The organism is Streptomyces avidinii (assembly GCF_045161815.1).
Lineage (GTDB): Bacteria > Actinomycetota > Actinomycetes > Streptomycetales > Streptomycetaceae > Streptomyces > Streptomyces avidinii.
The window spans coordinates 7,523,924-7,537,197 of record NZ_CP108863.1 but is presented as its reverse complement, the minus strand read 5'-3'; the positions used below and the strand labels follow the sequence as shown (position 1 = coordinate 7,537,197).

Annotated in this window: 16 protein-coding genes; 11 read left to right on the top strand and 5 right to left on the bottom strand. The window is 73.3% G+C overall.

Annotated features, from left to right (window positions below; all coding sequences use genetic code 11):
- Positions 1-26 precede the first annotated feature (26 nt).
- From OG373_RS33955 to OG373_RS33945, 3 genes are read right to left on the bottom strand one after another with little or no spacing between them, the layout of a single operon-like run.
- Positions 27-452, bottom strand: a complete 426-nt coding sequence (locus tag OG373_RS33955; RefSeq protein WP_397734069.1) for a universal stress protein — start codon at positions 450-452, stop codon at positions 27-29.
- A complete protein-coding gene (locus OG373_RS33950) occupies positions 452-1,993 on the bottom strand; it encodes an APC family permease (RefSeq protein ID WP_405442336.1) in 1,542 nt (513 codons plus the stop codon). Before OG373_RS33950 ends, OG373_RS33955 begins: the two co-directional genes overlap by 1 nt.
- 51 nt (positions 1,994-2,044) lie before the next feature.
- Positions 2,045-2,638, bottom strand: coding sequence for a histidine phosphatase family protein (locus OG373_RS33945; RefSeq protein WP_405442334.1), 594 nt, complete (start codon positions 2,636-2,638; stop codon positions 2,045-2,047).
- Between the two features lie 70 nt (positions 2,639-2,708).
- Here OG373_RS33945 and OG373_RS33940 point away from each other — a divergent pair, with 70 nt between their 5' ends.
- The 10 genes from OG373_RS33940 to OG373_RS33895 all read left to right on the top strand — a co-directional run bounded on the left by OG373_RS33940 (position 2,709) and on the right by OG373_RS33895 (position 11,438).
- Positions 2,709-3,476, top strand: coding sequence for a YoaK family protein (locus OG373_RS33940; protein WP_405442332.1), 768 nt, complete (start codon positions 2,709-2,711; stop codon positions 3,474-3,476).
- A 25-nt stretch (positions 3,477-3,501) separates the two neighbouring features.
- A complete protein-coding gene (locus OG373_RS33935) occupies positions 3,502-3,981 on the top strand; it encodes an Lrp/AsnC family transcriptional regulator (RefSeq protein ID WP_397734077.1) in 480 nt (159 codons plus the stop codon).
- A 45-nt stretch (positions 3,982-4,026) separates the two neighbouring features.
- On the top strand, positions 4,027-4,728 hold the full coding sequence (locus tag OG373_RS33930; protein ID WP_405442330.1) for an HAD family hydrolase: 702 nt from the start codon (positions 4,027-4,029) through the stop codon (positions 4,726-4,728).
- A 307-nt stretch (positions 4,729-5,035) separates the two neighbouring features.
- Positions 5,036-6,439 (top strand): cytochrome P450, encoded by a 1,404-nt coding sequence (locus OG373_RS33925; protein WP_405442329.1) that lies wholly within the window; start codon positions 5,036-5,038, stop codon positions 6,437-6,439.
- A 107-nt stretch (positions 6,440-6,546) separates the two neighbouring features.
- Complete coding sequence (locus OG373_RS33920; RefSeq protein WP_351276907.1) at positions 6,547-6,630, top strand: putative leader peptide; 84 nt, start codon at positions 6,547-6,549, stop codon at positions 6,628-6,630.
- 168 nt (positions 6,631-6,798) lie between these two features.
- A complete protein-coding gene (locus OG373_RS33915; protein WP_405444297.1) occupies positions 6,799-7,665 on the top strand; it encodes an ABC transporter permease in 867 nt (288 codons plus the stop codon).
- Positions 7,638-8,360, top strand: a complete 723-nt coding sequence (locus OG373_RS33910; protein WP_405442327.1) for an ABC transporter ATP-binding protein — start codon at positions 7,638-7,640, stop codon at positions 8,358-8,360. The genes OG373_RS33915 and OG373_RS33910 overlap by 28 nt, the downstream gene beginning before the upstream one ends.
- Before the next feature lie 38 nt (positions 8,361-8,398).
- Positions 8,399-9,433, top strand: coding sequence for an ABC transporter substrate-binding protein (locus tag OG373_RS33905; RefSeq protein WP_405442325.1), 1,035 nt, complete (start codon positions 8,399-8,401; stop codon positions 9,431-9,433).
- A gap of 281 nt (positions 9,434-9,714) precedes the next feature.
- The gene (locus OG373_RS33900) at positions 9,715-10,830 is read left to right on the top strand and encodes an FAD-dependent oxidoreductase (protein WP_405444295.1); all 1,116 of its coding nucleotides are present in this window, start codon (positions 9,715-9,717) and stop codon (positions 10,828-10,830) included.
- 155 nt (positions 10,831-10,985) lie between these two features.
- Positions 10,986-11,438 (top strand): hypothetical protein, encoded by a 453-nt coding sequence (locus tag OG373_RS33895; protein WP_405442323.1) that lies wholly within the window; start codon positions 10,986-10,988, stop codon positions 11,436-11,438.
- Positions 11,439-11,478: 40 nt separating this feature from the next.
- On the opposite strand, the gene OG373_RS33890 is transcribed toward OG373_RS33895, so the two are convergent.
- Positions 11,479-12,081: a TIGR03086 family metal-binding protein gene (locus OG373_RS33890; protein ID WP_405442321.1), complete on the bottom strand. Its 603-nt coding sequence runs from the start codon at positions 12,079-12,081 to the stop codon at positions 11,479-11,481.
- Positions 12,082-12,230: 149 nt separating this feature from the next.
- Here OG373_RS33890 and OG373_RS33885 point away from each other — a divergent pair, with 149 nt between their 5' ends.
- Positions 12,231-12,635 carry a hypothetical protein gene (locus tag OG373_RS33885; protein WP_397734099.1) on the top strand — a complete coding sequence of 135 codons (405 nt, stop codon included), beginning with the start codon at positions 12,231-12,233 and terminating at the stop codon, positions 12,633-12,635.
- A 32-nt stretch (positions 12,636-12,667) separates the two neighbouring features.
- Here the strand turns inward: OG373_RS33885 and OG373_RS33880 are convergent, their stop codons facing one another.
- Entirely contained in the window at positions 12,668-13,174 is a 507-nt protein-coding gene (locus OG373_RS33880; RefSeq protein WP_405442319.1) for a hypothetical protein, read from the bottom strand.
- Positions 13,175-13,274: the final 100 nt, after the last annotated feature.

Here is a 13,274-nt window from a genome sequence, read left to right as displayed (position 1 = left end):
CGGCCGCACCACGGCTGTTCGGGCGTTCAGGCGTCCTCCGGCCCGGTCGGTACGCACAGCACCGGGATCGGCGACAGGTGCAGGAGCTTGTGCGGGGTGGAGCCGAGCAGGGCTCCGCGCATCGGGCTGTCGCCCCAGCTGCCGACGATGATGACCCTGGCGTGGTGGCGCTCGGCCGCGTCCAGCAGCGCCTGGGCGGGCTTTTCGTCGGCCACTTCGACCGCGGTCGGCACGCCCGCCGCGTCGGCCTCCTCGACGGCGTGCGCCAGGGCGCTGCGGCCGGCCTGGCGCACGGCCTCGTGATGGGCCCGGTACTCCTCTCCCGTGGGGCCCGGAGCGGCCGCGCCGTACACGAGGACGAGGGGCTCGCCGAAGGCGGTGGCCACCTCCAGTGCCACCTGCAGGGCCCGTTCCGCGCCCGGTGACTCGTCGTACCCGAGGACCACGGACATCAGGACACCCCCTCGCCCTTCCCGGCGTGGACGAGGGCCGGGTCGGCGACCGAGCGCCGCTCCTGCCAGAACCTGCCGTCCCGTACCCGCCAGAAGCACATGACGGCCACGCCCACGAGCGCGATGGCGATGCCGATGACCAGGGGCGGGCCGAGGCCGAACCAGGAGACGCCGCTGGCCGAGTTGTCCGGGTTGGACATGTCGCCGATCGACTCCACCAGCAGCCAGACCAGCAGGCCGGCGCCGAGCACCGGACCGAGTCCGATCAGCAGGAAGTTGTGCAGGTTCTCGAACAGGTGGCGGCGGTAGTAGATGGCGCAGGCCAGGCCGGTGAGCGCGTAGTAGAAGGCGATGAGCAGGGAGAGCGCGGTGAGCGAGTCCAGGAGCGCGTTCTCGCTGATCTGGTTGACGATCAGGTACCAGCCGATGGCGATGCCGGCCACCCACCACGTGCTCACGTCCGGGGTCCGGAACCGCGGGTGGATGTGCGCCAGCTTGTGCGGCAGGGCGTGCCGGCGGGCCATGGACAGGGCGGTGCGGGAGGCGGGGATGATCGTGGTCTGGGTGGAGGCGAGCGCGGACGTGGAGACGGCGAGGAGCACCACCCAGTCCCAGCCGCCCATGACCTCGTGGGCGAGCACCGCGAAGATGGCCTCCTCCTCGCCCGCGTTCTCGGCGAGATAGGCGGTACCGGCGTAGGCGACGACCGCGAAGCCCACGGACAGGTAGGTGACCAGGAGGATGACCGTCGACCAGATGCCTGCCTTGCCGGGCGCGGTGGCGGAGTTCTCGACCTCCTCGGTGAGGTTGACCGCGGACTCCCAGCCCCAGTAGATGAACACGCCGAGCAGCAGCCCTCCGGTGAGGGCGGCGCCGCCGGCGCCGAAGGGGTTGAGCCAGGAGAGGGAGGGCTCGATCTCCTCCAGGGTGCTGGTGCCGGCGTAGACGCGGTAGATGGCGACCACGGCGAAGGCCAGCAGGAAGAAGACCTGGGCGAGGATGAGGATGTCCTGGAGGTGGGCCGAGAGTTCGGTGCCGATGACGCAGATCCCGGTCATGACCAGGATCACCACGACGGTGAGGATCTGCCGGATCCATGCGTTGGCGGCCCAGCTGTCGAGTCCGACGGCGAGCAGGCCGAAGTGCACGGCGACGTCCGCGAGCGAGCCGATGACCAGGACGCCGGTCATGGCGATGGCCCAGCCGCCGAGCCAGCCCGCCCAGGGGCCCATGGCCCGGGTGACCCACGAGAAGGTCGTCCCGCAGTCCTGGTCGACCTTGTTGAGGTAGTAGAAGGCCGCGGCGATGAGCAGCATCGGGACGAAGGAGGCCAGCATCACGCCCGGTGCGTAGATCCCTACCAGCGCCACGATCGGTCCGAGGACGGCGGCCAGGGAGTAGGCGGGCGAGGTCGAGTTCAGGCCGATGACGAGCGCGTCGAGGAATCCGATCGCGTTGGCCTTGAGCCCCGGTTCCTGCCGGCCCTCCGGCTCCGGTCCGCCGCCCGCACCGCCCCGGTCCTTGTACGAGTCGTGACGCATGTACGAATGGTCACGCACACGGCACCGCCGCGCGAGGCGAGGCGGACGGGGTCAGGGGCGGGTGTTCCAGCCCGCGATCACCGGGAGTGCGTGCTCCGTGGAGAGCACGCTGACGGTTCCGGTGCGCAGCAGGAAGAGCCGGCCGTGCTCGGGCTCCAGGCGCAGGTAGCGGGCGGTGAGGACGCGCAGGAAGTGGCCGTGGGCCACCAGGACCACGTCGCCGCCGTCCGCGCGGAGCACGGGGGCGATGCGGGCCAGGGCACGGTCGGCCCGGACCCCCACCTGGGCGGCGCTCTCGCCGGGGTGCTCGGCGTCACCGGGTGGAACGCCGTGGGTCCACAGGGACCAGTCCGGGGTCGTCCGCCGGATCTCCGCGGTGGTGATTCCCTCGTAGCCGCCGTAGTCCCACTCGTACAGGTCGGGGTCGGGCTCGCCGCCGGTGAGCCCCGCGAGCTGTGCGGTGGCGACGGCCCGCCGCAGCGGGCTGGTCAGCACCAGTGCGGGCCGCTGGTCCCCGAAGAAGGGGGCCAGCGAGATGGCCTCCTCGACTCCGCGTGCGGTCAGCGGGATGTCGGTGCGTCCCGTGTGCCGCCCGTTCGCGCTCCATGCGGTCTCGCCGTGCCTCACCAGCAACAGGTCACTCATCCTCCGGACCCTATGCGTTCCGGCATGTCGGCGCGGGGGGACCCGGGTGGGCGTGTCACTGTCGGGCGTCATGGACGAAAGCCGTGGAACCGGGGCCGCAGGGGGTGCGCGCCGGGCCTGGCCGGCGTTGCCGACGCTGCTGCTCGTACTGACGGTGGTGACCGGGCTGGTGGAGGCCGTGAGCCTGCTCGCGCTCGGGCCCGTGTTCACGGCGATGCAGACGGGCAATGTGCTGTTCCTGGCGTTCGGGACCGCCCGGGCGGGCGAGCTGCCGGCCCTGCCGTCCGCGGTCTCGCTGGTCGCTTTCGTCGTGGGGGTGGCGTGCGGGGCCCGGATGGAGCTGACGGAGGAGGTCCGCGGGCGGCGGTGGTTCGTCTACGGCCTCGCCGTGGAAGCCGGACTGATCCTGCTCGCGGCGGGCCTCGGATGGGGTCTCGCCCCGCACTACGGATCCCCGACCCACCGGCACCTGATCGTCACGGCGGTCCTCTCGCTGGCGATGGGGATGCGGACCCTCACGATCATGCGCTCGAAGGTCCCGGGGGTGCCGACCACCCTGATCACCCGGTCGATGACGGCCTTCCTCGGCGGCTCCACCCTGGGGCCGGGCGACGCCGCGTACGGATCGGCCACCTGGGTGCGTCGCGGCCTCTCCATCGTGGCGATGTTCCTCGGCGGCCTGTGCGGGGCCCTGCTGGTGGGGGCCGGCTGGACCGTGGGATGGCTGCTGCTGCCGCCCGCCGTGATCGTGGTGGCGGTGGGCCTGGCGGCGTATCCGGGGCATGTCGCCCTGCACACGCGGCCGCCGTCGGCCCCTGGCCGGGAACGACCGGGGTGAACGGGGCCATTGGTACAGTCGGGGCGTGGCGGTGGACGAGCTCGACACCAGAATCCTGCGCCTGCTGATCGAGCAGCCGCGCACCAGCGTCCGCGAGTACGCCCGCATCCTCGGCGTCGCGCGCGGCACCCTGCAGGCACGGCTGGACCGGCTGGAGCGCACGGGCGTGATCACCGGTACCGGACCGGTGCTCTCCCCCGCCGCGCTGGGCCACCCGGTGCTGGCGTTCGTGCACATCGAGGTCACCCAGGGCCACCTGGACGACGTGGGTGACGCGCTGGCCGCCGTGCCGGAGATCATCGAGGCCTTCTCGATCACCGGCGGCGGGGACCTGCTGACCCGCGTGGCCGCCCGGGACAACGGGCACCTGGAGGATGTGATCCAGCGGCTGATCCAGCTCCCGGGCGTGGTCCGCACCCGCACGGAGGTGGCCCTGCGCGAGCGGGTGGCGCACCGGCTGCTGCCGCTGGTCGAATCCGTGGGCAGGAGCGCCGGCAAAGCCTGACAGGATGAGCAGGGCAGGACACAACGGGCAGGACGGGCGCAACGGATGATTTCCGTCATATTCGATCTCGACGGCACCCTCGTGGACAGCGAGCCGAACTACTACGAGTCCGGACGCCGCACCCTGGAACGGCACGGGGTCCCCGATTTCACGTGGGAGCAGCACTCCCGCTTCATCGGCATCGGCACGAGGGAGACCCTGGAGATCCTGCGGGAGCGGTACGGGATCCAGGCGCCGGTCGACCGGCTGCTCGCCGAGCAGAACGCCGCCTACCTGGAGCTGGCCCGTACCCGGACCGAGGTCTTCCCGCAGATGCGGCGGCTCGTCGAGCGGCTGCACACGGACGGCGCGCAGATGGCCGTGGCCTCCGGCTCCTCGCGCGAGGCGATCGACGCCGTCCTGGCCGGCACCGGGCTGGACGCGCTGCTGATCACGGCGGTCTCCGCCGAGGAGGTCGCGCACGGCAAGCCAGCTCCGGACGTATTCCTGGAAGCGGCCCGCCGGCTGGGCGCCGAGCCCGCCGACTGCGTGGTCGTCGAGGACGCGGCGCCCGGGGTACGCGCCGCCCGGGCCGCGGGCATGGCCTGCGTGGCGGTCCCGTACGCGCCGGACATCGCGGATGACCCCGCATTCGCGTCCGCCGGGCTCCTCTTCCCGGGCGGGCAGCCGCAGTTCACCGCGGACGCGGCGTACGGCTGGCTGACCGCGCCGACCGCGCGCCGCAGCCGATTGGGGTGCACACCCTGACTGTCGAGCCACCAGGTGCAGGCGAGCAGCACGAACTGCACCCGGGTGAGATCGAGCCGGGTCAGGGCCGCGGCGATGTCGCGCTGCCGACGCAGGGTGGCGTGCCACAGCAGGAATCCGGGGCTTTCGCCGGGGCTCAGGGGCATCGGCGAAGCGCCGGCCCGGCCGGCGCAGCCATCGTGCCGGGCCGGTCGGCGGTGATGCCCGAGCCGATCTGCGGGCCGACCTCGTCAAGGGTGCGAGGCCCCACCGAGGAGACCCGGTCCGCTCTCTGGCGCCCTGCGGGGGCGGCTGTCACCATGCCTGCGTGACCGCGACCCTGACCCCGGGCGCCCGCAGCGGCGGACCGCGCCGATGGCCGCTGCTCGGCAACCTGCCCGCATTCGCCCGCGATCCGCTGGCCTTCTTCGAGTCGCTGCGCGACGGCTACGGGGACTGGGTGCCCTGGGCGCTCGGCCCGCAGCGCAACATCCTCGTCTCCCGGCCCGAGCACGCCGGCGAACTGCTCGGAGCCGTCGAGTCCACCTTCCGGCCGACCGAACTGGGCTGGGCGTTCCGCCAGTTGCTGGGGAACGGGGTGGTCGTCGCCACCGGGGACGACTGGCGGCGCAAACGGGCCCTGGTGCAGCCCGCCGTCCGGCCGCGCCAGGTGCGCTCGTACGCCGCCACGATGGTGGAGTGCGCGGACGCCCTGGCGAGCGGATGGCGCGCGGGCGAACGGATCGACGTGCACCGGGAGATGGCCGGACTCACCCAGCGGATCGCGGTGCGCACCCTGTTCGGGAGCGACGCCGCCGGCCGGGAGGCGCCCATCAGCGCGGCCATGGCCACGGCGCAGCGTGAACTGGGCGCGGAGTTCCGGGGGCTGACGCTGTTCCTGCCGCCGTGGGTGCGCACGCCCGGGCGGCGCCGGATGCGGGAGGCCGTGGCGGTGCTCGACCGGGAGATCGAGCACGTCATACGGGAGCACGAGGCGGCATCGCGCGCCGGCGTAGAGCGGGACGACCTGCTGAGCCGGCTGCTCGCGGCCCGCGACGAGCACGGCGGCCCGCTCTCCCGCACGGAGCTGCGGGACGAGTCGATCACCCTCTACATCGGCGGCCACGAGACCACCTCGACCACCCTGACCTGGGCCTGGCAGCTCCTGTCGGGGGCGCCCCGGGCGCGGGCCCGGCTGACGGAGGAGCTGGACCGGGTGCTCGGCGGACGGCTGCCGACCTACGACGACTACGTGCGGCTGCCCTGGACCCAGCAGGTGGTCAAGGAGGCCCTGCGGATCTATCCGCCGATCTGGCTGATCTCGGCGGTGGCCACGGAGGGGGCGACCCTCGGCGGGCGCCCGGTACCGGCCGGGACCTCGGTGTGGACCAGCCCCTGGTCGGTGCACCGGGACGCCCGGTGGTTCCCGGACCCGGAGGCCTTCCTTCCGGAGCGGTGGGACGCGGACGCCCCGCACCCGGTGCCCGAACACGCCTGGTTCCCCTTCGGCGGCGGCCCGCGGGCCTGTCTGGGGGCGCGGTTCGCGCTGGTGGAGGCCGCGCTCGTACTGGCCGTGCTGGCCCAGCGGTTCCACCTGGACAGCGGGAGCGAAAGGGTCGGGGTCTTCCCCGGGCTCACCCTGCAGCCGACCGGTCCGGTCCTGGCGACGCTGCGCCGCAGCGGCACCGGTGACACCCGCACCGGCACCGGCACCGGCACCGGCACCCGATGACGCGAACGCCCGCCGAGGCCCCGGGTGATCCCGGTCTCCGAGACGGCACGTCCAATACACGAGACGCCCATTGACCCCGGCCCGGCCGGGTGGCTAGGTTTCGCCGCATGTTGCGTTCAGCCATGCTCACCACGCGCGGTCACATCGACCTGCTGCGGGTGGCCTCCGCCGCGTGTCGCCGCGGCTGCTGACGCCCTCTTCCTGATCTGTCACGAGCGCTCCGCGCCCTCCCCCGGCGTGCCCGCACACCCCTGAACCCCCCTTCCTCCCGGCCCCGTTCGGCCGTGCCGGTCCGAGGGCGGTCGGTGTGCGCGCTCCCGCCCGCCTCGCCGCCCTCCTTTCGTGGAGCCCCCATGAGCATCAGCATCAGCCATGCCCCGCCCGACATATCCCCCGTAGCCGGATCCGCGCAGCTCGCCGCCCCCGAGCTCGTGGCCGTCGTGGCGACCTCCGCGCGGCGCCGTCCCGTACCCCGCTGGATCCGCCGTACCGCCGGACCGCTCCTGCTGCTCGCGCTGTGGCAACTGGCGAGCAGTCTGGGGTGGTTGCCGGCCGACACGCTCGCGCCGCCGTCGACCATCGCCGCCGCCGGGGCGGACCTGATCGAGGACGGCACGCTGCCGGGAGCGATGGCCGTTTCCCTGCAGCGCGTCGCGATCGGGCTGGTGATCGGCGGGACGGCGGGGACGGTGCTGGCGCTGTTGTCCGGGCTGTCGCGGCTCGGCGAGGACCTGATCGACGCGAGCGTCCAGATGCTCCGCACGGTGCCCTGGGTGGGCCTCATCCCGCTGTTCATCATCTGGATGGGCATCGGCGAGGCACCGAAGGTGGCACTGATCGCCCTCGGGACCGCCTTCCACCTGTACCTGAACGTGTACGCCGGGATCCGCGGGGTGGACGAGCAACTCATCGAGGCGGGCGGGGCGTTGGGGCTCGGACGCTGGGGCCTGGTGCGGCACGTGGTGCTGCCCGGCGCGCTGCCCGGCTTCATGACCGGCCTGCGGTACTCCCTCGCGACCGCCTGGCTGGCCCTGGTCTTCGGGGAGTCCATCAACGCCGACGCCGGAATCGGCTTCCTGATGAACCAGGCGCGCGAGTTCTTCCGTACCGACGTGATCGTCGTCTGCCTCGTCGTCTACGCCTTCCTCGGCCTGACCGCCGATCTCGTCGTCCGCACTCTCGAAAGGCTGCTGCTGCAATGGCGACCGACGTTCACGGGGCAGTAGCCACCGCCGCCGCCGTCGAAGTGACCGGACTGACCCGGTCCTTCGACGGGCGGGCCGTCATCGACGGGCTCGATCTGACCGTGCGCGCCGGGGAGTTCACCGTCCTGCTCGGGCGCAGCGGCTGCGGCAAGTCCACCCTGCTGCGGATCCTGGCGGGCCTGGACCGCGAGATCGAGGGCGAGGTGCTCGTACCGGAGCGCCGGGCGGTGGCCTTCCAGGCGCCGCGGCTGATGCCCTGGAAGCGGGTCTGGCGCAATGTCCTCCTCGGGCTGCCGGGCCGGCCGGATCGTGAGCGCGCCGAGCGGGCACTGGCCGAGGTCGGCCTGGAGCACCGTACGGACGCCTGGCCCAAGACCCTGTCCGGCGGCGAGGCCCAGCGGGCCTCACTGGCCCGGGCGTTGGTGCGCGAACCGGATCTGCTGCTGCTGGACGAGCCGTTCGGCGCGCTCGACGCGCTGACCCGGATCAAGGCCCAGGAACTGGTGGCCCGGCTGTGGCAGCGGCGCGGCTGCGCGGTGCTGCTGGTGACGCACGACGTCGACGAGGCGGTGCTGCTGGCCGACCGGATCCTGGTGATGAGCGAGGGGCGGATCGCCCACGACACCCAGGTGCCGCTGGAGCGGCCGCGCACGGTCGGTGACCCGGGATTCGCGGCTCTCCGCGCCCGGCTGCTCGCCGAACTCGGCGTCTTCTGAAGACCTTTCACCCCGTCAAGAGAACGAAGAGAAGCGACATGAGACGCCATTCCCTGCCCCTGCTCGCCACCCTGATCCCGCTGTCCCTGGCCCTCACCGCCTGCGGCGGCAGCTCCGCCGCGAAGAGCGGCGCGGCGGCGACCGCCGGGAGCGGTGCGAAGGTCACGCTCAGCATCGGGGACCAGAAGGGCGGCAACGAGTCGCTGCTGAAGGCCGCCGGCGAACTGGAGAACCTCGACTACACCATCAAGTGGTCCACCTTCACCTCCGGTCCGCCACTGCTGGAGGCGATCAACGCCAAGGCCGTGGACATCGGCGGCGTCGGCAACACGCCGCCGGTGTTCGCCGCGGCCGCCAAGTCGAAGATCACCGTGGTGGCCGCCACGCACGGCTCCTCGGCGGGCGAGGCCGTCCTCGTACCGAAGGACTCCGCCCTCCGCTCCCCCGCCGACCTGCGCGGCAAGAAGATCGCGGTGGCGCAGGGCAGTTCGGCGCACTTCCAGCTCATCGCGAGCCTGGAACAGGCCGGTCTGAAGCCCACCGACGTGACGATCGGCTTCCTCCAGCCCGCCGACGCACTGGCCGCCTTCAACAGCGGCTCGGTCGACGCGTGGGCGGTCTGGGACCCGTACACCTCCCAGGTGCTGCGCACCGGTGCCCGGGTCCTGACCTCCGGCGAGGGACTCGTCAACGGCCTCGGCTTCCAGGTCGCGGCGCCCGCCGCCCTGGCGGATGCGGGCAGGAGCAAGGCCATCGGCGACTACCTGCAGCGGCTCCAGCGCGCCCAGGACTGGGTGTTCAAGCACCCGGAGGAGTGGGCGAAGGTCTGGGCGAAGGAGACGGGGCTGCCGTACGAGGTCGCCCTCGACGCGGTGAAGCGCAGCAACGGCACCCGGGTCCCGGTCGCCGTCGACGACGCGGCCGTCGTCTCCGAGCAGAAGGTGGCCGACACCTTCGCCGAGCTGAAGCTCATCCCAGGCAAGGTCGTCTTCAAGGACTTCGTCGACACCCGTTTCAACGGGAACCTGCCGCCGTCCACCACCGCCCCGCGCAGCTACGGGAAGGACTCCTGACGACCGTCCGCCTGCACTGGTTCCTGCCCACCGGCGGCGACGGCCGCACCCCGGTCGACCGGCACGCCTACGCGCACGAGCGGCTGTACGCGGTGCCTGGCGCGGGGAGCCGTACGAGTTCCACGGCGAGCACTACCGGACCGACGGCGGGCTGACCGGACCTGGAGGAGGCCTACTGCTTCGGCGAGGGGGTGACCCCGGAGCCGGCGGCCCGGAGGCTGCTCGCGCCGTAGCACGGGAAGATCCGGCGCCCACCGCAAGTTGGTAGAACCGTGAACGAAATGGTGCGGTACGCGGCGGAGCCGGGAGAACCGGCGGAACCGGTCGGGCCCGGGGATGTCGACGTGGTGGTCATAGGCGCCGGACAGGCCGGCCTGTCCGGCGCCTACCACCTGACGCGGGCGGGGATCGACCACGTGGTCCTGGACCACGCTCCCCGGCCGGGCGGCGCCTGGCAGTTCCGCTGGCCCTCGCTGACCTACGGCAAGGTCCACGGCATGCACGCGCTGCCCGGCATGGAGCTGACGGGCGCCGACCCGCTGCGGCCGTCGTCCGAGGTGATCGGGGAGTACTTCGCCGCCTACGAGGACCGCTTCGACCTGCGCGTTCGCCGCCCCGTGGAGGTGTCCGCCGTACGCGAGGGGGACGCGGGGCGGCTGCGGGTGGAGACCTCGGCCGGGGTCTGGTCGCCGCGCGCCCTGATCAACGCCACGGGAACCTGGGACCGCCCGTTCTGGCCCCGCTACCCGGGCCAGGAAACCTTTCGCGGCCGCCAGCTGCACACCGCGAACTATCCGGGGCCGCAGGGGTTCGCCGGGGCCCGGGTGATCGTCGTGGGCGGCGGCACCTCGGCGGTGCAGCACCTGCTGGAGATCTCCCGGGTCGCGGCGGGGACCACGTGGGTGACCCGGCGGCCCCCGGTCTTCCGCGACGGGAGCTTCGGCGAGGCCGAGGGCCGGGCCGCGGTGGCCCGGGTGGACGAACGGGTGCGCCGCGGTCTGCCGCCGCAGAGCGTGGTGAGCGTGACCGGGCTCCCGCTGAACGAAGCCGTCCGGGCCGGCCTGGCCTCGGGCGTGCTCGACCGGCGGCCCGTCTTCGACCGGATCACCCCCACCGGCGTCGCCTGGGCGGACGGGACCCGGGTCGACGCGGACGTCATCCTGTGGGCCACCGGGTTCCGCGCGGCCGTCGACCACCTCGCCCCGCTGCGCCTGCGCGAACCGGGCGGCGGCATCCGGGTCGAGGGGACCCGGGCCGTCCGCGACGAGCGGATCCACCTGGTGGGGTACGGCCCGTCGGCGTCCACCATCGGCGCCAACCGCGCGGGCGGCGCTGCGGTCCGCGAGATCCGCCGGCTCCTGGCCCGCGAAGGGGCGGCGGTGCCGGCAACGCGGTGACCCGCGCCCCTGCGAGCCGGTGACCTGATGGCCCACCTGCACCCATTTGAGGGAAAAAGCCACCGAAACCCTGCTCATCGCGCCTCGGCGCGGGCCATGGTCTCTCCGGAGACAGTGTCCGACGGCCTGACGGCTCGACGAAAAGGAATGAGACCTTGCACCTGAGGCGTACCGGAACGGTCCTGGGCGCAGCCGCGCTGACCCTGCTGACGATCCCGGCCCCCGCGCACGCCGCGGCGGTCGCGTGCGGCGGGGGTACGTCGACCGGCCGGGTGGCCGTCAACGGCTGCATCAGTGCCCAGCGGGGCTCGGCAGGAAGATTCCCCACCCGGGACATCACCGCGCACATCAGGGCGCGCAACACCGCGACGAAGGGACTCAACGTCTCCTACGAGGCGTACTTCCGCGTGGTCGACGGCGGCCACTGGGAGAAGATCGGCAGCGGGCGCACCTACGTCGGAGCCGGCCAGACCGTCGGCCCGCTCGAGGTGGGCAGCACCACCCGGGTCTGCGGCCCCGTGAAGGTGGAGATCCGGGTCCACGCCCGGGCCGACGGCGCCGCCTGGAGCGGCTGGTCCCCCGCGACCACGAAGCAGTGCCAGACCTGAGAGCCGGGATCCGCGGTGCCCGGGCGGGATGCCGCCCCCGTCACGGGGACGGCGGGGGCTGCCAGCCCGGGTCACGCCCGCTCAGCCCGACGGCCCGGTCCAACAGCGGGGCCTCGTCCGGCACCGGCACGACGGGGCCGAAGATGCCCCCGCCGCGGTCGCCCTCCTCGGCGGCTGCCAGCAGGAACGCGTGCGAGGCGGTCAGCGCGGCCGGGTCGGGTGCGTACTCCTGGCCGGTGGCCCGGGCCAGGTCCCAGCCGTGCACCACCAGTTCGTCGGCGGCCACCGCACCGGCGATGTCCCCGGGCAGGTCCACACCGCCGGCGCGGGTCATGCCGGTCCAGGCGGCCGGATCCGTCCAGGCCTCGGCGAGTTCACCGAGGACCGCGGGCAGTTCCTCGCGCCAGCGCGCGGGCAGCACGGGCGCAGCCGAGCCGGGGTCCGTGTCCGTCGTGGAGCCCAGGTTCTTGCGGGCGGCGTCGCGGAAGGCGACGGCGAGTCCCGTCAGGTGAGCCAGCAGGTCACCGACCGTGTACGCGGGACAGGGCGTCCGGTCGGCGAGCGCGGTGTCCGGGACGGCCGCCGCGAGACGGGCCACGATCCGGGCCTGGGGCCCCAGGTCGAACGTTCTCATATCGGTCATCCGCCGCTCCTCCCGGGCAATGGGTCTGCAGGGTAGACCGGCCACGGAGCCCGTACTCATCGCAACACGGCCCGGAGATTCGATTCCGGCGCGCGGCCCGGCGCCCCGCTCGACGGGCGCACGGCCACCACGGAGAATGAGGCACTGTGATGACGGTGCTGGTGGTCGGCGTACCGGAGGGCGCGGAGCTGGAGCTCCTGCGGTCGCGAATTCAGCGCAACCCGCACTTCCGTGTCATCTCCCACGCCCACACGCCCGACATTGCCCTGGCGCACGCCCGGATCCTGCTCCCCGACATCACGGTGCTCACCCTGTCCGGCAGCTTCGGCGACGACCCGGCCGCGCTGGGCGTCTTCCAGGGGGTGCGCGCGCTCGATCCGCCGAGCGGCGTGGTGCTCCGTACGAGGGCCGAACGGGCCCCCGGCGACCTGGACGTCGTCACCGCCGACGGGGCCGTGCACCTCGTCCGCGCGAGCGACGAGGAGGGGCTGATGCGGGCCCTGCGCACGATCGGCCTGCGCCGCGCGACGTGCGACCCGGACGAGATGCCCTGACCGCTCGGGCCGGCCGCCCGGCCCCGGGACGGTCAGGCCGCCCGGCAGAGCTCCGCGGGGCGGACCGCGGTCGTGGGCACGGGCAGGGCGGCGCGGACGCCGGACGGGGCCTGCGCGCGGCCGCGGGCGAAGACGACGAGGCGGAGCACCGCGAACCGTGCGACACCGGCGAGCGCGGAGGCCGACAGGTAGACGACCTGGGTGAGCACCGCGCCGGGCGCTGCCACCAGTTGCTGGAGGAGGAGCATCGCCACGCAGGTCACGCCGTACGCCGCCACCGCGGACCCGGCCGACTGGACGTGCTGGTGCCAGGTCGCGCGCCCGCCCGCACCGAAGGTGAAGCGGGCGTGCAGCTCGGTGGCGAGGAGCGTGGAGAGCGCGGTGATCAGGGCATTGGCCAGGACCCAGGGAACCCAGGAGGCGAGGGCGGCCACGGCGAAGCTGGAGGCGAGCCCCACCCCTCCGCCGCAGAGCGCGAACCGGGCGAAGGCCGTGAACGCGCCGGGCGCCGCCTGCCGCCGACTCTGTGCTGTCTCCATGATCCGACCCCCTCGACGACCCACCCCACGCAACGCGCCCCACGGCCTGCGAGGCCGATGAGCGCGTCACTCATGGCACCATGATGGCGCATCGATGGCG